The 20,528-nt window shown below is 34.2% G+C and carries 15 protein-coding genes, 1 pseudogene and 1 other annotated feature; of the genes and pseudogenes, 14 read left to right on the forward strand and 2 right to left on the reverse strand.

Annotated elements, in window-relative coordinates; translation table 11 throughout:
- Positions 1-197, reverse strand: a binding site (T-box leader).
- A 51-nt stretch (positions 198-248) separates the two neighbouring features.
- The gene (locus tag BUB33_RS05710) at positions 249-626 is read right to left on the reverse strand and encodes a class II SORL domain-containing protein (RefSeq protein WP_072974176.1); all 378 of its coding nucleotides are present in this window, start codon (positions 624-626) and stop codon (positions 249-251) included.
- Between the two features lie 141 nt (positions 627-767).
- Here BUB33_RS05710 and BUB33_RS05715 point away from each other — a divergent pair, with 141 nt between their 5' ends.
- The 11 genes and pseudogenes from BUB33_RS05715 (at position 768) to BUB33_RS05765 (ending at position 15,979) form a co-directional block, all read left to right on the forward strand.
- Positions 768-1,931, forward strand: a complete 1,164-nt coding sequence (locus BUB33_RS05715) for a THUMP domain-containing class I SAM-dependent RNA methyltransferase (RefSeq protein WP_072974178.1) — start codon at positions 768-770, stop codon at positions 1,929-1,931.
- A gap of 63 nt (positions 1,932-1,994) precedes the next feature.
- Positions 1,995-2,519 (forward strand): cob(I)yrinic acid a,c-diamide adenosyltransferase, encoded by a 525-nt coding sequence (locus tag BUB33_RS05720; RefSeq protein WP_072974180.1) that lies wholly within the window; start codon positions 1,995-1,997, stop codon positions 2,517-2,519.
- A 113-nt stretch (positions 2,520-2,632) separates the two neighbouring features.
- Entirely contained in the window at positions 2,633-3,757 is a 1,125-nt protein-coding gene (locus tag BUB33_RS05725) for a SpoIIE family protein phosphatase (protein WP_072974183.1), read from the forward strand.
- A gap of 114 nt (positions 3,758-3,871) precedes the next feature.
- Positions 3,872-4,651, forward strand: a complete 780-nt coding sequence (locus tag BUB33_RS05730; RefSeq protein WP_072974185.1) for a short-chain-enoyl-CoA hydratase — start codon at positions 3,872-3,874, stop codon at positions 4,649-4,651.
- A 19-nt stretch (positions 4,652-4,670) separates the two neighbouring features.
- The gene (locus tag BUB33_RS05735) at positions 4,671-5,519 is read left to right on the forward strand and encodes a 3-hydroxybutyryl-CoA dehydrogenase (RefSeq protein WP_072974188.1); all 849 of its coding nucleotides are present in this window, start codon (positions 4,671-4,673) and stop codon (positions 5,517-5,519) included.
- Positions 5,520-5,632: 113 nt separating this feature from the next.
- On the forward strand, positions 5,633-6,034 hold the full coding sequence (locus BUB33_RS16315; protein WP_234949988.1) for an N-6 DNA methylase: 402 nt from the start codon (positions 5,633-5,635) through the stop codon (positions 6,032-6,034).
- Positions 6,035-6,227: 193 nt separating this feature from the next.
- Positions 6,228-7,253 (forward strand): FAD:protein FMN transferase, encoded by a 1,026-nt coding sequence (locus BUB33_RS05745; RefSeq protein WP_072974193.1) that lies wholly within the window; start codon positions 6,228-6,230, stop codon positions 7,251-7,253.
- Between the two features lie 113 nt (positions 7,254-7,366).
- On the forward strand, positions 7,367-12,556 hold the full coding sequence (locus BUB33_RS05750) for an S-layer homology domain-containing protein (RefSeq protein ID WP_072974195.1): 5,190 nt from the start codon (positions 7,367-7,369) through the stop codon (positions 12,554-12,556).
- 914 nt (positions 12,557-13,470) lie between these two features.
- A pseudogene (locus tag BUB33_RS16560) lies at positions 13,471-14,031 on the forward strand (IS110 family transposase).
- Positions 14,032-14,264: 233 nt separating this feature from the next.
- Positions 14,265-14,690 (forward strand): transposase, encoded by a 426-nt coding sequence (locus tag BUB33_RS16565; RefSeq protein WP_072974197.1) that lies wholly within the window; start codon positions 14,265-14,267, stop codon positions 14,688-14,690.
- A 290-nt stretch (positions 14,691-14,980) separates the two neighbouring features.
- Complete coding sequence (locus tag BUB33_RS05765; RefSeq protein ID WP_072974199.1) at positions 14,981-15,979, forward strand: LCP family protein; 999 nt, start codon at positions 14,981-14,983, stop codon at positions 15,977-15,979.
- A gap of 125 nt (positions 15,980-16,104) precedes the next feature.
- Here the strand turns inward: BUB33_RS05765 and murC are convergent, their stop codons facing one another.
- Positions 16,105-17,505: a UDP-N-acetylmuramate--L-alanine ligase gene (gene murC, locus BUB33_RS05770; RefSeq protein WP_072974201.1), complete on the reverse strand. Its 1,401-nt coding sequence runs from the start codon at positions 17,503-17,505 to the stop codon at positions 16,105-16,107.
- Positions 17,506-17,778: 273 nt separating this feature from the next.
- Between murC and spoVG the strand changes: the two genes are divergently transcribed.
- From spoVG to BUB33_RS05785, 3 genes are all read left to right on the forward strand, one after another.
- Complete coding sequence (gene spoVG / locus BUB33_RS05775) at positions 17,779-18,042, forward strand: septation regulator SpoVG (protein WP_072974203.1); 264 nt, start codon at positions 17,779-17,781, stop codon at positions 18,040-18,042.
- A gap of 129 nt (positions 18,043-18,171) precedes the next feature.
- Positions 18,172-19,551, forward strand: coding sequence for a bifunctional UDP-N-acetylglucosamine diphosphorylase/glucosamine-1-phosphate N-acetyltransferase GlmU (glmU, locus tag BUB33_RS05780; protein WP_072974205.1), 1,380 nt, complete (start codon positions 18,172-18,174; stop codon positions 19,549-19,551).
- A 28-nt stretch (positions 19,552-19,579) separates the two neighbouring features.
- Positions 19,580-20,527, forward strand: a complete 948-nt coding sequence (locus tag BUB33_RS05785; RefSeq protein ID WP_072974208.1) for a ribose-phosphate diphosphokinase — start codon at positions 19,580-19,582, stop codon at positions 20,525-20,527.
- The last annotated feature ends 1 nt before the right edge of the window (position 20,528 follow it).

Consider the following 20,528-nt stretch of genomic DNA (forward strand, 5'->3'; position numbering starts at 1 on the left):
CTAAAGGACGAGAGGAAACCCGTGGTACCACCTTAATTCGCATAAAGCCTCATCCACGTAACGTGTGGGAAACGCAATAATTAAATTGAAACTCCAGAACTGTAATTCACTAAGCTAAGGATATAGACTTCTCACCAATAGTCTATTCTCTGTGGATTTACCTTTACCTAGTTACTTTTATCCTTCATAGTTAATTATATAATTACATTTTATAATATACTAATATAAAAATGTTGTCAAGAGTCCTTCTATTCTTCTACTTTAAGTTCTACACTATTTTCCCATAATCCATGAATATTACAATAGGATGTTGCATATATTGTACCTGATTTTTCAGCCTTAAATCTAATGGATACATTTGGCTCAGTAAATAATCCACTTTCTCCATGAGAAGTAAAGTCAAATGAGCCAATTTCAATTGGGAATTTATGTCCTTCAGGTTGGAAATATACTTTTATCCATGAAATATAATGTTCAAATGTATTTGGATGTGCTATTTCTTCTCCAACAAGAACTTTTACATCTACTAAATTATCTTTTTTAACTGTTTCAGGTGCATGAATTACTGGAACATGTTTTTCACCTTTCCAATCTCCACTTTGATATAGATTACCTATGCTTTTCATATATAAACCCCTCCATAATAATTATTATTTAACATTCAATAACTGTTATACCCAAATAAAGAAAAAAATAATCAATATTATTAACTAAATATTTAAGATATAGAGTATAATATAATTATACATTTTTTAAGGAGAGATAATATGGGAAACATTGAGTTAGTAGCCACTGCGACTTTTGGCTTAGAGGCTGTAGTTAAGAGAGAATTAATGAACTTAGGATATAATGATTTAAAGGTAGAAAATGGGAAAGTTATATTTACTGGAACGGAGAGGGATATACCAAGAACTAATTTATGGCTCAGGACTGCAGATAGGGTACTTTTAAGGATGGGTGAGTTTAAGGCTTTAACCTTTGAAGAATTATTTGAAAAAACAAAGGAACTTCCTTGGGAAGATTGGATTACAGAAGACGGAAATTTTGTAGTTGAAGGTAAAAGTATAGATTCTAAATTATTTAGTATATCTGATTGCCAGAGAATAGTAGAAAAGGCAGTAGTGGAAAGGTTAAAGACTAAATATAATGTAGAATGGTTTGAAAAAACAGGAGCTAAATATACTATAGAGGTATCGCTATTAAAAGATATAGCAACTTTGACGATAGATACTTCAGGAGATGGACTTCATAAAAGAGGATATAGAGAAAGGCAAGGAGATGCACCTATAAAAGAAACTCTTGCGGCTGCAATGATATTACTTAGTTATTGGAATAAGGATAGAGTTTTATTTGATCCATTTTGTGGTTCTGGAACTATTCCTATAGAGGCAGCTATGATAGGGAGGAATATGGCTCCTGGCCTTGATCGAAACTTTGCAGCAGAAAAATGGCCTAGAGTAAAAAAAGAGTATTGGCAAGAGGCTAAAAAAGAAGCATTTAAAGCTATAGATAATGAAACAAAGCTACACATATTGGGATGTGATATAGATAGAAAGGCAATTCTTCGTGCAAGGGATAATGCGGCTAACTTTGGATTAGAAGATGATATAGCTTTCTTTATTAAAGACTTTAGGGATGCAGAGCTAAAAAATGAATATGGTGTAGTTATTACAAATCCGCCTTATGGTGAACGTATAAGTGAAAGAAGAGAGGTTGAAAGACTCCATAAGGATTTAGGTTTAAAGTTTAAAGAACTTGATACTTGGTCAGTCTATGTAATAACTTCCAATGAAAATTTTGAGAGAGATTATGGTAAGAAAGCAGATAGGAAAAGAAAATTGTATAATGGAAGAATTAAAGTAGATTACTATCAATACTATGGACCAAAACCTATGACAATTAATAAAGAACAATTAACAAAAGACAATTAAAATATTAATAGATTAATGGTATTAAATTGTTAATTGAAAATTGATTAAATGGGAGGGGATATTGTGACTATTTATACTAAGACAGGGGATAAGGGAACAACCAGTCTTTTTGATAATAAGAGAGTATCAAAGGATGATATAAGGGTAGAGAGCTATGGAACTGTTGATGAACTAGGTACATTTATGGGTTTAGCTAAGAATTATGTTGATGATGAAGAAATGTATGATTTAATTCAAAATATACAGAATAAACTTTTTACAGTTGCTACAAATTTAGCCACAGAAGATAGTACGAAGGTAAAGCATCATATAGTAGAGGAAGATATAGATTATTTAGAAAAGATTATTGATTTATATATGGGTAGATTAAATAACCCTACTGGTTTTATTGTACCAGGTTCTGGAAAGAAATCTGCTCATCTTCATGTTGCCAGGACAGTATGCAGGAGAGCGGAGAGAAGAATAATTACTTTATCTAAAGTTGCAGATATAGATCCTTTGGTTATAAAATATGTAAATAGATTATCTGATGCCCTATATTCCATGGCAAGATATTCAGAGGAAAAAGAAGTGCCTGTTAGGTACTAAAGTATTAAATTGTAAAAATATATAGAATTTGTTTATTAAATAGGATAAAATAGGGACAAGAATTACGTTACAAGATACTTAAGGATATTAAATATTATATATGGGTGATAAGCATGCTAGGAAAAGAAAATTTAAATTATGTAGAGAAAAAAATAGAAGAATATGGTATGCTAAACTACCACGTACTAGAAGGTATGGCGGATTGGGTTCGTGTTGTAGATAAAGATGGGACTATTATATATGCAAATAAAACAATGAAGGAAGCTTTGGGTAAGGATTTAGTAGGTATGAAATGTTATAGAGCCCATGGTAAAAAGATGCCATGTAGTTTCTGCATTACGGAAAGAAGTATAAATACTGGAGAGATTGTACAAAAGGAAGAAAAAATTAATGGAAGATACTTTTCAGTAAAATCTTCACCTGTTACTAATTCAGAAGGAAAAGTTTTTGCAGCAGTGGAAGTGTTTAGAGATGTAACTAGGGAAAGAAAACTAGAATTAGAGTTGATTGAGAAGAATAAGAAGATGAGCAAGGATCTTGGATTTGCTAAAAGAATTCAAGAAAAGATTTTACCAAATAAGGAGATATTAGACAATATTTCAATTGATTATATTTATAGACCTTCTGAAATGTTAAGTGGGGATATGTTTGATGTTTTTCATATTGATGATGAAAACATAGGTATATATATTTCAGATGTTTCAGGTCATGGTGTGGCAGCTGCTATGATGACTATGTTTATTAGACAGACTATGAGATCTATAAAAGATGATATATTAAGTCCATCAGTTACATTATCAGAATTATATCGAAGGTTCAGTACATTAAATCTAGAAGTAGACAAGTATTTTACAATATTTTATGGAGTTTTTAATAAGATAACCTATGAATTTAGATATTCTAATGCAGGACATAATTGTATTCCTATTAGATATAATAAAAATAAAATGGAAACACTAGAGATAAAGGGATATCCTATGACTTTGTTATTTAAAGAAATATTTTATGAAGAAAAAAGCATTAAATTGAGTAAGGGAGATAAAATTTTATTTTATACTGATGGCATTACGGAAGCTAAGGATAAATCAGGACGGGAATTTGGTATAGAAAGTGTAATGGAGATTATAGAAAATCATAAAGAAAATATTTTAAATGAGATAAATAACAATATTATAACCCATAGCTGGGGTGAACAACAGGATGACTTTGCCATAGTATTAATGGATGTTATTAAATAAATATACTGAATAAGCCTTTGCTTATTCAGTATATTTATATGGTATAATATATTGGAATAGGAATTGATTTCCAACAAAGCATTTGATATAATATTAACAAAAGGGGATGATGTTTTGAGTTTGGATAATTTATTATTTAAGAAAGAAGGGAATATTGGTATTTTATCTATTAACAGACCAGATGCATTAAACGCTTTAAATTCAGCAGTATTAGATGATTTAAACAATGCTATAGATATGATTAACAGTGATGAAGAAGTTTATGTATTGATATTGACAGGAGAAGGCAGAGCTTTTGTTGCAGGGGCAGATATAGGGGAAATGAAAGGTATGAATACAACAGAGGCTAGAGTCTTTGCTGAAAAGGGATTATCTCTATTTAGAAAGCTTGAGCTTATGGAGAAACCAGTTATAGCAGCCGTAAATGGTTTTGCTTTAGGTGGAGGTTGTGAACTTTCTATGGCTTGTGATATTAGAATAGCATCGGAAAAAGCTAAATTTGGACAACCTGAAGTTGGGCTTGGAATTACTCCAGGTTTTGCTGGGACTCAAAGATTATCTAGACTTGTAGGAATAGGAAGGGCAAAGGAACTTATATTTACTTGTGATATAATTAATGCAGAAGAAGCATATAGAATCGGATTAGTTAATAAAGTAGTATCGGGAGAGGAATTAATGGGAGTAGCTATTGAGATGGCAAATAAGATTATCTCTAAGGCTCAACTTGCTGTAAGATACGCTAAAACTGCTATAAATAGAGGAATGGAAACGGATTTAGATACTGGAATGGCTATTGAAAAGGATTTATTTGGACTTTGCTTTGCAACAGAAGACCAAAAGGAAGGAATGGGCGCGTTTTTAGAAAAACGTACACCTAGTTATAAATTAAAATAATTTGGAGGTGCAGTTCAGTATGAAAAATATAGGTATATTAGGTAGAGGTACAATGGCTTGTGGCATAGTACAGATTTTTGCACAGAAGGATTATAAAGTAACTATGTGGGTTAGGTCAATTGACGAAGCTAATCCAAGAGGAAGTATTAAATCTATAGAAAAAGGGCTAAACAGACTTGTAGAAAAAGAAAAAATTACAAAGGAAGTTATGGATAATACATTAAATAATATTTCTATAACTACATCCTATGAAGATTTAAAAGATTGTGATTTAGTTATTGAAGCCATATCTGAAGATATGGAGTTAAAGAAAGAGATATTTGCTAAATTAGATAAATTGTGTAAAGAAACTGCAATTCTTGCTACTAATACTTCATCATTATCTATTACTGAAATTGCAAAAGTGACTACTAGACCTGATAAAGTTATAGGAATGCATTTTTTTAATCCAGTTCCAATGATGAAATTAGTTGAAGTTATAAAGGGAATTGCAACTTCAGAAGAAACAAAGAATATAATAGTTGAATTATCTAAAGGATTGGGCAAAACTCCAGTAGAAGTAGAAGAAGCACCAGGATTTGTAGTAAATAGAATACTTATCCCTATGATAAATGAGGCAGTAGGCATTTTTGCAGATGGAGTGGCTACAGCTTCAGATATAGATGAGGCTATGAAATTAGGTGCAAATCATCCAATGGGACCTTTAGCTTTAGGAGATTTAATAGGTCTTGATGTTTGTTTAGCTATTATGGATGTTTTATATGAAGAATTTGGTGATTCAAAATACAGAGCTCATCCTCTACTAAGAAAGATGGTAAGAGGTGGATTATTAGGCAGAAAAACTAAAAAGGGATTTTTTGAATATTAAAAATAAACCCTTCCGATTTTGGGGAATATTCACAAGGACAAATTGTGAACCTACCTAATCTATGGGGCATATTAGGCGGACAGTTACGACTGTCCGCCTTTTGCTATCTTAAATTGCAGGTTATAGCTCATAATCCCATTCAAGCACTCCGCAAGCACCTAACATTTTTTCGTGTGACCCAATATCAAATTCTTTCTTCACATAGTTTAACCTCTTTTTCTGCCAATTTGCATGAAACTATGGAGGCATTTAATATCTATGCTTCGATTGAACGATCATATGAAGGTCTTCTCTATATGGGCATCTCAAAGTATGCCGATGAGATTTATCTGAGCCATGAAAATGTGCCAAATGATTTGATGGGATATATCTTTGAAGAATTGATTCGCATTTTTTCGGAAATTTACAACGAGACTGCCGACGACGAATACTTTACCCCTCGTGAAGTTATTCGGTTAATGGTACCGCTTATTTTTAACGAGGATGTTTCTGAACTTTCCGAAGATGGAAAATAATCTATCTATGACCCTGCAGCTGGATTTCGTGTCACAATAATGACAGTAGCAAATAGTATAAGGGTTTTAGAGCTTCTACCAAATATAATTAAATTTTTTACTTGACAAGGAATATAAATCGGATTATATTATAGTTAGTCATGGCTAACCAGAGATGGTATTAGCAAATTGTCGGAGCAAGGAGGTGTGAATTTTGAAAGCAAGGTTTATATTCTGTACCCTGCTTGTATTGCTCTTAACAGGGTGTAGCGTATTAAAAGGTAATGTAGAGGCACAAAGTGGTTTTGTTTTTGCCATGGATACTTTTGTAAGCTGGACAATCTATCATGAGAATGATTGCTCAAAGCAGATAGAAGAGCGAATACATGAGCTGGAGTCCATTTTGTCTACTACGGATATCAACAGCGAAATTCACAGATTGAATGATAGAAAATCATACGTGGTATCTAGCGACACAAGAGATTTGCTAAGTCGGTCGCTTAAGCTCTGCGAAAGAACAGACGGTGTCTTGGATATCTCTATTTATCCTATCGTAAAAGCGTGGGGGTTTACTACGGGTTCCTTTCATGTACCATCTGAGCAGTCGATTTCACAGTTGGTAAAGAATGTTAACTACAGGAAAATTGAATACGATGCTGATAGCGGTGCAGTAAGATTACCAGAAGAGATGGAAATCGATTTGGGAAGTCTAGGAAAAGGATATGTTTCGGAACAACTCATACAGATGCTTAAAGCGAAGGGGATAAAATCGGCATTGGTGAACATCGGAGGAAATATACAAGTCCTAGGAGGAAAAATCAATGGTGAGCCTTGGCTTGTTGGGCTTAGAAATCCATTTTCTGATGGATGTGCATGTAGCTTAAAGATAAAGGACAAAGCTGTCGTAACATCGGGTGGCTATGAACGGTATTTTGAAGAAGGAGGGGTGAAGTATTGCCACATTATCAATCCTAATACGGGAATTCCGATAGAAGGTGATTTAGCATCTGTCACGGTGGTTGGAGAGGATGCCGTAGCCTGCGACGGATTATCTACATCACTATTTATCATGGGTCTGGAAGAAGCAGAAGATTTTTGGAGAAATTCAGATGATTTTGAAGCGATTTTTATAACGAAAGGCGGGCAAATTACCATTACAGAAGGCTTGCAATCAACATTTTCTTTATCAGAAGCTTTTTTTGGGACGTATGTTTCTGTTCTGTCAAAAAATGAAAAATAACAGATATGTTTTACGTGCTTTAATTATGAAAATAATTTAATATTCAGTTATATGCAAATAACTCACATATGAGTTGTTAAATAATATATTTTAATTTAAAAGGAGGTTTAACTATGTATTTTAGTAAAACTAAATTAACCCGGAAGCTACTTTCGTGGTTGATGATTTTTTCAACAGTGGTTACATTACTGCCGATACAAGCATTTGCGGCAAATGTCGCCGAAATAAAGATTGAAAGTTGCAAATCTAATTTCGGTTACGACTTTATGATTACATTTTCTAATGGAGATTGGATAAATGCAATTACAGGCGTAACTGTAAACGATCAACCTTATACAAAAGGTAATAGCTCGTACTCTGTTTATAGCAATACAAAGTATTATGCAAATGCTAATCAACGATATGTTTTGATTGGTGAAGGTTATAGTGGGGAAAACCCTGCAACTTGCAAGATTGAGGCAGAAGGTTATGCCCCTGTATATTTGGAGCTTACAAAAGATACTTATACGGCAACGATTAAAAAAGCAGTAGAGGAAACGCAGACAGGCAAGGAATCTGAAACTTCAGAGCTTCTGAAACCACCATCAGTGGAGAAGTGTGAGGCATATTTTGGCAATGATTTCAAAATATCGGTATCTGATGTGGATTGGATTAATTCCATAAACGGTGTCTCTGTCAACGATCAGGAATATAATGAAGTAGGAATGTCTGCTGCTGTTTGCAGAAGAACCGGGTACTATAAAAATACAGAAGATAAATATGTTTTGGTCGGTGAAGGATATAAGGGTGACGACACAGCTATTTGTAGAATAACGGCAAAAGGGTACGAAACTCTTGTTTTGAAACTTGACAGAACTAAGCATGCAGTGGTTACAGAAACTTCAGATTCCACATCTAATACAGTGCAGAAGCATGATGATGAGGAGGGGGAAGCTCAATCGAATGGAAGTGTTACAGAGCATACTGGTGAAGTGCCGCATACAGGTTCGGTGGACTCCGACGCAGGTATTTCTAGCAGTTTTGCAAAAGCCAAGCTCCCAACCATAGTAAAAAGCAGTACAGTTATCAGTAATGATTTTAACATCATATTTTCTGACGGTGCTTGGGTAGAGGCAGTAACATCTATTAATGTAAATGGTACAGAATATCTCTTGGGGAATGCGCTAACACTAGACCGTAACACGCATTATTATAAGAGAATAGAGGATAAAATTCTTGCAATAGGCGAGGGGTATTCTGGGGCAAATCCGGCTATTTGTGTCATTCAAGCAACAGGTTATGATGATATGACCATAGAGCTGGATAAGACAACACACACTGCTAAAATTAAGGAAACGGGAAGTGTCGTTCCAGAGCCTTCCGCTCCGGCAGAGGATACTAAGGCTTCGGAAACCAGCGGAGACCAAGGAACAAGTAACGTGCCGGACAGATCTACAAGGGAAACTGCAACCGGACTATTGCCTCATCCCAATAGAGTAATGAGCTGTGCGAGTGCGAGCAATGGAAACAGTGATTTTGCTATTCGATTTTCTGATGAGAAGTGGATTAAAGCAATAGAAGCTGTAACCGTAGGGGAGACTGAATATTACTGCTCAGGCAGCGCATCAGGTGTTTGGTCCAACACCAGTTATTTTTTAAACCCCTCCAAAGGAGAAATTTTGCTTGGTGAAAGAGCAGTCAAGGAAGAAGTTCCCACCGAGTGCCTCATTAAAGCAAAAGGATACGAAAACTTAAAACTGACACTTTCGATTAGCAGAGATAGCAGTGGAAGAAAAGTATATTCTGCAATTATTTTTGGAGCAAAACCAGAAGATGTAAATGTGAAAAAGACATTACATATTCGACTGGTAGGTGCTTTTGAAGCTGCAGTAGAAGGTCAGGAAGGCTATGATGCCATCGGTGGTGCTTCTACAAACGTGCAGATGAATAAAAACAGTGATGTAGAGGTACAGGCAGCCTTGGTTGCAGAAGGTGAACAAGTTACAGATTCACACTGGTTTCCTCTTAAGGACAGTGGGGTTGTGGTAGATGGAAAGAAAACAGAAGCGAAGATAGAACCAAGTGGCAGCGGTATGGTTGCCGTATATTCTCCGTATGACAGTTCTCTGACACTAAAGGGTATACCAAAAAAAGCTGAGAAGTATCGTATATATGTTGTGGTGACAGATTCTAAGGGAAACACTGTCAAGAGTGAATCGCTTCCTTTTAACATTTACACAGGCAAGGAAATGTTAGAAGAAAGGCTCACTACGGACGGTTTAGTGCCCATGCCTCATGATAAGAAATTTATTTACGATATGGAGCCGTGGGTAATAACACAGTTCAATCACAGCGACAATAAAGTGACAGTGCCTAAGGATATCAAGGCTTGGTACGGCTCTCATATCAATGGAACATACGGAAAGCTGGGATTTGCAGTAGAAGATGAAAAAACTACTCAGACACTTGTAGTTCCAGATGGTTGCAGTCTGACAATGGTCAACATGCATGTGATGAGCAGTGTACGGATAATCGTGGAAAAAGGAGGAAAGCTGAACCTCAGAGATTCCATAGTGGAAGGCATCATAGAGGTAAATGACGGTGGAAGTTTCTCAATGAACTACGATGATTATAGCAAAAAGTTCCTAAGCGGAGCATCGCTGTCTGGTCAACTGCTACTCAATAATGGTGCCACTTTAGAAAATGCTTCTATAAACTCAAACAGACATTATTTGTCAAATGGTAAGTCTTGGTATAAAACCAACCCACCGGTGGTAACGGTAAAAGGTGACATAACGGTAAAAGGGCAGGTATTTATTCGTGGTGACGAGGGCAATGCATATACCAGTGGCGAAGGGCAGTCTGCTCTTGCTGTAAAAAACGGCAAGATTAATATAAGCAAGGGTTCTGTACTCGCAGCCTACGGTGCGGGTAGTACCTATCTTACCAATAAGGGTGGACATGCTATTATCATGAAAGATGGTGAGATTACAGGTGAAGGTAAACTCATTGCAATAGGCGGCGAAGGTTTCTACAACAATGGTGGAGATGCTATCAACGGAAACGGTAAACTTTATGTCAAAATAGCTTATCTTGAAGGGGGTTCTGCTTTCAGTGCAGTTAGAGGCAGTAATATTCTGCCGGGCAAAGCTGTGGCATCTAAAGTAGATGTTGCACAGAATATCATTAAGAATATCAAGGATGGAAAGCTGTTTCACGGAGTTGGTGATAGCCCCAACACTTCCAGATGGAGAGCAAATGTATCGACTAGACCCACAGCAGAGGAGCTTCGTAATAGCTACAAGGTAGATGGTGAGCCGGATATAAATTACGAAGATGGATCAAATTCTGAAGATACCCGTGAGGATAAAGTTGTAAAAAGACGTTATAATATTTCGGTAGAAGCAAATAACTCGACCTATGGGCAGGTTACGGGAATAGGAGAATATCCGGAAGGATATCAAACAACATTAATGGCAACTCCTAATCCCGGATATCATTTTGTAGCATGGAAAGAAAACGGACAAATCGTAAGTGATAGAGCTATTTACGCATTTACGGTCAATAGAACACGCATTATAAGCGCAATATTTGAAGCAGACAAAGCTAAAAAATATACAGTAGCTATTCACAATGGTTCGGCAAATGTACCAAATGCTGTGGCAGATGGGAATCAAGCACCTCCTAGTAACAATGGTAGTAGTGATGGAAGTAGTAAATCGGAAACAAAAACTGATACACCTACGCCATCAACACAGGCAACTCAAAGTGAACCGTCTGCTAAGAGAAACCATTCCTTTTATTCCGTACCAGCAGAAAAGAAAGTGAAGAAAAATAGGAATATTGATTCGAAGTTGGAGGTAAATAAAGACGTAGAGACTGTAAAAATTACCGAGGAACAGCTTGATTATAGGGTTCAAAAAGCACTGGATACTGCGAAAAAGAATAAAACCGAGCAAAACGGAATAAATATAGAAATCAAGGCAAACACAAAATCCAATAGGCAGATTTCTTTTCAGTTGACAAAAGAAGCATTGGATAAGGCAGTGGAATCACAGGTTCGAGAGCTTAAATTAAACAGTGGTCATGTGGTAGTAGTACTGAATCAAAACGCATTGAAAGAGATCCAAGAGGCTACACATGGCGATATTAAAATCTTGGTAAAGCCTGTGGATAACGACAAACTCTCAAAAGAAGCAGCTAAGGTCATCAATAAGAGACCGGTGTATGACCTGAGCATTGTGGACAGCAAAGGGAATAACATTCACAAGTTCGGTAAAGGCAGAGTTTCTGTGTCGATTCCTTACACACTGGGCAAGGGAGAAAAAGATTCCAATGTCATTGCTTACTACGTTGATACTGCCGGCAAGCTGCAGGAAATACCAAACTCTGTCTACGATACAGAAAATTGTTTGGTAAGCTTCTCAACCGATCATTTATCTGTATATGGAGTGGGTTATAAAGCGGAGAAAGAAAGCTTTACGGATATCAGCAGCCATTGGGCAAAGGAAAGCATTGATTTTGTAGCTACTCGTGGTCTAATGAAAGAAACAGGAAACGGCAAATTTAGCCCTGAAAAAGCCATGACTCGTGGTATGTTTGTTACTGCTCTCGGAAGACTTGGAGGGGCAGATACCACCTCTAAGTACAAGACCAGTCAGTTTACTGATGTAGCAAAGGACGCTTACTACTTCCCGTATGTTGAATGGGCAAGCAAAAATGGTATTGTGAAAGGTACCTCGAATACTATATTTGCACCAGAAGAAAATATTACCCGTGAGCAAATGGCAGTCATCATGTCAGACTACGCAAAAGCGATTGGCTTTGAAGTGCCAAAGGTTCGTGCAGAAAGTAAGTTTTCAGACAGTGACAAAATTAGCAGCTTCGCAAAGGACGCTGTAAAACAGATGCATATGGCAGGTATCCTTTCCGGAAAGAGCGGAAACTTCTTTGAGCCGCAAGGAACTGCCACTAGAGCACAGACAGCAGCAGTCTTAAAGCGCTTCGTCGAGCTGGTAATCAGCAGTGACAATGCACAGGGCTGGACCCAGAACGACAGCGGTAAGTGGATGTACTATAATTATGGAAAGGCGCTTGCCGGAAAAGAATATACATTTAATGCAAGCGGAGAAACCGATGCAACGCCAAATAACTTAACCTACGGAAGTTATACCGTAAAAAAAGGGGATAGCTTTTTGAAGATTTCAAAAGACTATAATTGTAGCATGGTAGAGCTTGCAAGAATCAACGGCAAGACAATTTTCAGTGTCATTCATCCCGGTGAAGTGCTAAAAGTAGCGGAAGAAAAACAAGAAACAACATAAATAGTTATCCCCCTATGAAAGATACAGACCTGATGATATACATCAGGTCTGTATCTTTTAATGATTAGTCTTATCAATCACTGGGACTGTTCAAGTTTTATGATAAACGAATCTGACTCAAATTCCAACACTTCTTCAATAGTATCTCTAAAGCAACTGATAATTTTTACAGTGTTTGTGCATTACAACGTTTCAGCTTGGCTTTCCGGAACAAATATCTGAGAGAGTTGCCCATGGAATACCCATATAATATTAAGGATAATGGTTAGATGGAGTGTTACCCAACATAATATCGGTTAAATTAAACATTGAAAAAGCACACAAATGAAAATGATGTTACCCCCTGAATCCGTGTCCGGATTTAGGGGGTAACATCAGATAATTGGTATGTACTTTTTCTATAGCTTAAATCCGAGAATTTTGTTGACTTACTAAATTCCATATTTTTTCGGTTTATCAGAAATCAAAGTTCTCTGATATATAGGGAAACCGCCTTAAATTACTTTAAGAATATTGTAAGCTTACAAAAAATAAAATAAAAAGAATTAGGTCTAACAACTTGAAAGCTTAAGTGTCAGACCTAATTCTCAGCGTATTCAGTTTGCCTGCCCGTAGGTTCACAAGGTGTCTTTATGGCTACTCGTATTTTGGGAGGGTTTATTTTTAGTACCATAAATAGTGTAAGAATGAGATACCCTTTCTTGTACTGTTTTTTATATAATGAAAAGGTAGAACGTCGAGGATGTTTTTTTGGGCTATAACGCCCGTTATAAAAATTGTCGTCTACCGGCTCATTATATGCATTCGGTTAAGCAGGTTGGGATAATACTTCTGTGTCACAAGCTAAAATGAGTGAAAATGGGTGCAGGTAGAATCTACTTCATTTAATTATTTAAATACAAGGAGGAGGAATTATGATTTCAATTGGCATTGATATTTCAAAAGACAAGGCTACTATTTGTGCTTTGAAAGAGGGTAATGAGACTATTTGGAAACCTTGTAATGTGAATCATTTAAAAACAGATATGAATGACTTTATATCAAAGCTTAAAACTTTATCTAGCGAAGTACGGATTATTATGGAGGTCACAGGAAGCTATCATTTACCGGTATTATACTATTTAAAGTCAGCAGGCTTTTTTGTTGCGGTCATTAATCCCCTAGAGATGAAGCAATTCTCTTGCTCTATGAGTTTCCGAAAAGCCAAGAACGACTAAATTGACTCTAAATTAATTGCAGGATATGGGCTAATGTACTGGCATAACTTAGAGGAATACACCTTGGATACTGAAGTTTATCAAGCCTTAAGACACTTAAATCGATCTTATCAGCATTATATGGAATTAAGGATTAGTCAGATAAATTTTCTAGATTATTTGATTGATCAAGTGTTTCCAGGACTGAAAAAGCTTATTCCTCATGGAGCAGGAGACTTTAAAAAAGATAAACTACTAGACTTTTTAGAAATTTGGTAGCATAAGGATTTAGTACTAGAAAAAACTGAAACAGAATTTATCAAAGACTACCGAAAATGGGCAAAAGAAAAGAGATACCATTCCAATACCGAAAAGGCACAAGCTATCTACAAGGTTGCTCAGGAATGTATCTCCACTCAGCACTTAAATAGCCCATAATTAGAGCGGACGTTTATGAGAGCATTCAGCTGGTTAAACGGATTAACCAAAGCCTTAATTATATTTTATCACAAATGGTTGACCTTGCCGAACCCTTAGAAGAATTTCAAGAAGCAAAAAAATTCTCAGGCATTTTTGACAAGTTAGCACTACAATTGACAGCTGAATTTGGAGACTTAAGTAAATTTAAAAACAAAAAATGTCTCATATCTTACATTGGAATTGACGCTCCACCATATGAATCGGTTGGATTCAAAGGCAACCAACGTAAGATTTCCAAAAGAGGTAATGCAATTCTTAGAAAAGTTGGCTATCAAGCAATGAAATGTATGATGAGTGCAAAAGACCTAGACAATCCTGTTTACTGTTACATGATTAAAAAAGAAGAAGGTAAAGCTAAGAAAGTTTGTAAATTTGCAGGACTGAATAAATTTTTAAGAATCTACTATGTTAGAGTTATAGAAGCAAAAATAGTAGGAGAGATAAAAAGGGTAGTATAAAGAATCTTATACGAATCTTAGGATGTAAAAAGCCGAATCATGGTCGGCTTATTTGTTATGGATAAAATTAAATATATACAATCAAGATGAATTTTTTAAAAAATCATCTTGAATTTTGTTAGCAGGTTTTTATGCTTTTTTTGAATAAGATTTTTTAAAAATGCTTATATAAGTCTTAAATTTATCATCATATTTATAGGATATATATTTAATATATACCATTTACAATTAAAAAATATAAAATTGGTTACAATATATTAGAAATACTTTACTTAGGAAGGTGGCTTCATATGAGAACTTTTTCTAAGGTTTTTATTATATCATTTATCTGTTTTTTTATTGCAATATCCATTGGTTCTTATTCTTATATAAAAGAAAAGAATATAGAATTTGAAGGCAATATTAATATACCATTAATGGATAAAATGGATATTAGTAAAACCATAGTTAAAAAATTAGAAACAGACACAAAGGAACCGGAGGTGTATTCTAACTTAAAAGAAGCTATAGAAAAGAGTAATAGGGTAAATTTTGTAATATTAGGAATGGAAGATGTAAGGACGGATACTATTATATTTGCCTCTTTTTGCCCAGATACTAAAAAGGTTAATTTAGTAAATATACCTCGAGATACTTATATTCATAGAAAAGGATATAATACAGCAGAGCAAAGGAAAATAAATAGTGTATATGGAGAGCATGGAGTGGAAGGAGTTAAAAAAACTGTATCTCATATATTAAATGAAGTACCGATTCATCATTATATTATGTTAGATTACAAAGGAGTAGAAAAAATTGTTGATGGATTAAATGGTGTTGAAGTAGAGGTGCCTTTTCATATGAAATATAAAGATCCTACAGCAAGTCCTCCATTAAATATAGACATTCCACCTGGGAAACAAGTATTAGATGGTAAAAGTTCAATAGAGTTCTTGAGATATAGAAAAGGAAATAATAAAAAAGGTGGTTATATAGATGGAGATTTAGGAAGAATAAAGGCTCAACAAAGGTTTATACAGTCATTTATAGGGAAGGCATCAGAAAACATATTAACTGTTATTACAAAAGGTTTTAATCATGTTAAAACTGATATTAATTTAATGGACACATTGTCCTATGGTAGAAAAGCTATTGGAATTAATAATGAAGATTTTGAAATGCTTACATTACCAGGAAAAGCAGAGTTTAGAAAAATAAATAAAAAAGTATTATCATATTTCATCTATGATAAAATAGAAGCAACAAAATTATTAGAAAAAATATATAATGTAAAAAGCCCAAATCTTTGATTTTCCATAAGGGCTTTTTTATATATTAAAAAGACTCTCCACCATGCTCAAGATGACAATATATTTATCATTTTGAACACAGAGAAGAATCTATACTTTAATTTATAATTTTAAGTTGTAAAGATTTAAACTGCTGTTTTTTCCTTATTATGTTCTATTATTGAATCACCTACAAGATATACATTTCCAGCACCCATCGTTAGGATAATATCGTTTTCCTTAGCATTATTTAATAAATAATCTTCTACTTCTTCAAATGATCCAAGGTAAACAGCATCAGAACCATTGTTAAATATAGCATTTGCCAAATCTTTAGAATGAATTAGTCCATTATCTATTTCTCTAGCAGCATAAATATCTGTAATTATAACTTTATCTGCTTCAGTAAAGGATTCTGCAAAATTATCTAATAGAAGTTTAGTTCTAGTATAGGTATGTGGTTGGAATACACAATAAATATCTCCAGTTGTAGAATTCTTTAAGGCATTTAATGTAGCACGGATTTCTGTTGGGTGATGTGCATAGTCATCAATGATTTTTACACCTTTATAGTATCCCTTCAATTCCAATCTTCTATGAACACCAGTATAAATTGAGATATTTTTTTGAATTTCTTCCATAGAAATACCATAAATATGAGCTGCAACAATACTAGCTAGAGAATTATATACATTATGAATACCCATAACATTTAATTTAATAGAATGTAGTTCTCCATTAATCTTAAGAGTATAGGATGGATATCCTTCAGGAGAAAAGGTTATATTTTCTGCCTTATAATCTGGATTTCCAGTAATTCCAAAGGTAATTACTTTAGCCTTAGTGCTGGATATTATTTTTTGTGAGCTTATATCATCTATATTAATTAATAGATAGCTATTTTCATCAAGATTTTTACTATATTGAATAAAGGTTTCTAGTATATGATCCATATTTCTAAAATAATCTAAATGATCTGCATCAACATTTAAAATTATAGCCATTGTAGGAAAATATTTTAGTATATTTCCTTTATACTCGCAGGCTTCTGTAAGTATATAATCCTTAGAACCTAATTTTACATTACCACCAATCTCATCTAATTGTCCACCTAAAAGAATAGTGGGATTTAAAGTAGAACGATTTAATATAGTAGATAACATACTAGTGGTAGTAGTCTTTCCATGGGTTCCAGATACTGCTATAGAGTTTTTATAGTTCTTCATTAAAGCACCTAGAAATGTTGCTCTATCAATTACAGGAATATTAAGGGAAAATGCTTTTACAAGCTCTTCATTATCCTTTGATATTGCGTCTGTGTATATTACTAAATCAGCACCATCCACATTACTTGGTCTATGGTTTATGTAAATCTTGGCTCCTAAGTTTTTTAATCTTTCAATTATAGAACTATCTTTTGTATCAGAGCCAGTTACAATATATCCTTCAGATAGTAATATCTCAGCCAAACCACTCATAGATATACCACCAATTCCAATAAAATGAACCCTAGGATATTTATTATCAGTTATGCAAAAGTCGAACATAAGCTTTCCTCCTAAATAAAAAATTACTTTCTCTAATTATTATTACCATATTATATATTAATATTATCTTATTCTAATAGTATTAAATTGTCACTGATAGATTATATCATAATGGGAAAATATTTAAAGATAAATTTGTATATTATGTAAAGTTTATAAGAAATTAATAAAAAAAGTAAAAAAAATTCCAAAAAAAGAAGGAGTTTTTGATTTTTTATAGAATATAAAGAATATTCAATAGTTTTTGCGACTTAAAAAAAGGGGGCTTAATGGATGAATATTACAGATGTAAGGTTGAGAAAGATTTCAGAAGAAGGAAAGATGAAGGCAATAGTATCTGTTACTTTTGATGAAGAATTTGTAGTTCATGACATCAAAATAATTGAAGGTCAAAATGGGTTATTTGTTGCCATGCCAAGTAGAAAAATGGCAGATGGAGAATTTAGAGATATAGCCCATCCCATTAATGCTGAAACTAGGCAAAAGATTCAGGATGCAATTTTTAAAGAATATGAGAAAGTATTAGCTACAGAATAAAAAGAGCCAAAAGGCTCTTTTTTCCATTATAATATAAATTATATAAATTTTATGGATTTTAGTGTAGACTTATATGGGAAATGGGTTAAAATATTATTTGATAGATAATTTAGATTGAGGTGTAAAAAAATGAATATTTCTGTTATATTGGCAGCAGGTGAAGGAACAAGAATGAAATCGAAGATTCCTAAAGTACTACATGAGGTTTGTGGAAAACCTATATTAGAATATGTAATAAATGCTAGCAAAGGTGCATCAGTGGAAAAGAATGTAGTTATCGTAGGCCATGGAGGGGATATAGTTAGAGAATATTTCAAAGAAGAGCCTATAATATTCAAGACTCAACCTATTGGTGACGATGTTCCATATGGGACTGGTTTTGCTGTGATGCAGGCAATGGAGGATATAGATGACAGCAGTACTGTAGTTATATTATATGGGGATACGCCCCTTATTACAGAGTCAACTATAGATGAGTTAATTAATTATCATAGTAAAAATCAATTCAAGGCAACAGTACTTACTGCTATTTTAGATGATCCTACAGGATACGGCAGGATTATAAGAGAAGATACTGGAGATATACTTAAAATTGTAGAACAAAAAGATGCTTCAGAGGAAGAAAAGAAAATAAAAGAAATTAATTCGGGTATATATTGCTTTGATGGTAAGCTGCTTAAATATGCTTTAGGTAAGATTGATAATAATAATGCTCAAAATGAATATTATGTTACAGATGTTATAGGTATACTAAAAGAAGAAGGGCATAAGGTTGGAGCTTATATTATTGAAAATTCCACTGAGATACATGGTGTTAACTCTAGGGTACAATTAGCATTTAGTGAGGAAGTTATGAGAAAAAGGATTAGTGAGTATCATATGGTAAATGGTGTTACTATAATAAATCCTGATAATACTTATATTGAAGATGGAGTTAAGATCGGTAGAGATACTATTATTTATCCAGGAGTAAGTTTAGAAGGAAATACTGAAATAGGAGAAGATTGTATTATTGGAAGCAATTCTAGGATAGTAGAGAGTATGATTCATAATAATGTTAGTATTGAATCTTCAACTATTGAAAATAGTGTTGTGGGAGAAAATACTCATATAGGTCCTTATGCTCATCTTAGACCTAATAGTAATATTGGGAAAAATGCTAAGATTGGTAATTTTGTTGAGGTTAAGAATTCAACCCTTAAGGATAATACAAAAGCTAGCCATTTGGCATATATAGGAGATGCAGATATTGGGCATGATGTAAATATAGGTTGTGGTGTTGTATTTGTAAATTACAATGGTAAGGAGAAGTTTAGGACAACTGTAGGAGATAATGCTTTTGTTGGCAGTAACTCAAATTTAGTAGCACCAGTCAATGTGGAATCATGGGGATATGTAGCAGCAGGTTCTACTATAACTAAAGAAGTACCAGAGGGTACATTATCTATAGCAAGGGCAGAGCAAAAGAATATAGAAGGTTGGGTAGAAAGAAAAGGTTATAAAAAATAATAAATATACTTAGGAGGAATATATAAAAATGAATTTATGCATGGGTGGAAAAAAAGTATTTTCAGGTAATGCAAATAGAGAATTGGCTGAGAAAATTTGTAAGGAATTGGATATACCTCTTGGAACATGTGATGTTAGTCAATTTAGTGATGGAGAAATAAATGTAAACATTAGTGAAACAGTTAGGGGTATAGATGTTTATATAGTACAGCCAACCTGTACACCTGTAAATGATAATCTTATGGAAACTTTAATACTTATAGATGCAGTAAAAAGAGCATCAGCAGGAAGAGTTAATGCTGTAATTCCATACTATGGTTATGCTAGACAAGATAGAAAAACCAAGGCGAGAGAGCCAATAACAGCAAAGTTAGTGGCAAACTTATTTACTACGGCTGGTGCTGATAGAGTAATAAGTATGGATTTACATGCTGCACAAATTCAGGGATATTTTGATATACCAGTTGACCATCTTTCAGGAGTTCCCATATTGGCGGAGTATTTCAAAGATATTGTAGATGAGGAAACCGTTGTAGTTTCTCCTGACTTAGGTGGTGTAACCAGGGCTAGATCCTTTGCTAATCTTTTAGATCTTCCTATAGCTATAATTGAAAAAAGAAGACCAAAAGCAAATGTTTCAGAGGTCATGAATGTTATAGGGGATATTGAGGGTAAAAATGTAATATTGATTGATGATATTATTGATACAGCAGGAACTATAACGAAAGCAGCTAGTGTACTGAAGAACTTTGGTGCAAAGAAAGTTTACGGATGTGCCACTCATGGAGTATTATCAGGTCCAGCTATAGAAAGAATAAGAGATTCTGAGTTGGAGAAATTCATTATTACAGATACAATACCTATTCCAGAAGAGAAGAAAATTGATAAAATAGAAATGGTATCTGTTGCACCATTATTTGCGGAGGCTATAAGAAGGATTCACGATAATGAGTCTGTAAGCAAGTTATTTGAATAGA

This window comes from Tissierella praeacuta DSM 18095, from assembly GCF_900128955.1.
GTDB lineage: Bacteria > Bacillota > Clostridia > Tissierellales > Tissierellaceae > Tissierella > Tissierella praeacuta.

Excerpts from the sequence above, each read along its gene's own strand:
- glmU (WP_072974205.1), top strand. The coding sequence starts at position 18,172 with ATGAATATTTCTGTTATATTGGCAGCAGGTGAAGGAACAAGAATGAAA.
- spoVG (WP_072974203.1), top strand. The coding sequence starts at position 17,779 with ATGAATATTACAGATGTAAGGTTGAGAAAGATTTCAGAAGAAGGAAAG.
- BUB33_RS05750 (WP_072974195.1), top strand. The coding sequence starts at position 7,367 with ATGTATTTTAGTAAAACTAAATTAACCCGGAAGCTACTTTCGTGGTTG.
- BUB33_RS05785 (WP_072974208.1), top strand. The coding sequence starts at position 19,580 with ATGAATTTATGCATGGGTGGAAAAAAAGTATTTTCAGGTAATGCAAAT.
- BUB33_RS05710 (WP_072974176.1), bottom strand. The coding sequence starts at position 626 with ATGAAAAGCATAGGTAATCTATATCAAAGTGGAGATTGGAAAGGTGAA.
- BUB33_RS05765 (WP_072974199.1), top strand. The coding sequence starts at position 14,981 with ATGAGAACTTTTTCTAAGGTTTTTATTATATCATTTATCTGTTTTTTT.
- BUB33_RS16565 (WP_072974197.1), top strand. The coding sequence starts at position 14,265 with ATGGTTGACCTTGCCGAACCCTTAGAAGAATTTCAAGAAGCAAAAAAA.
- murC (WP_072974201.1), bottom strand. The coding sequence starts at position 17,505 with ATGTTCGACTTTTGCATAACTGATAATAAATATCCTAGGGTTCATTTT.
- BUB33_RS05735 (WP_072974188.1), top strand. The coding sequence starts at position 4,671 with ATGAAAAATATAGGTATATTAGGTAGAGGTACAATGGCTTGTGGCATA.
- BUB33_RS05715 (WP_072974178.1), top strand. The coding sequence starts at position 768 with ATGGGAAACATTGAGTTAGTAGCCACTGCGACTTTTGGCTTAGAGGCT.
- BUB33_RS05725 (WP_072974183.1), top strand. The coding sequence starts at position 2,633 with ATGCTAGGAAAAGAAAATTTAAATTATGTAGAGAAAAAAATAGAAGAA.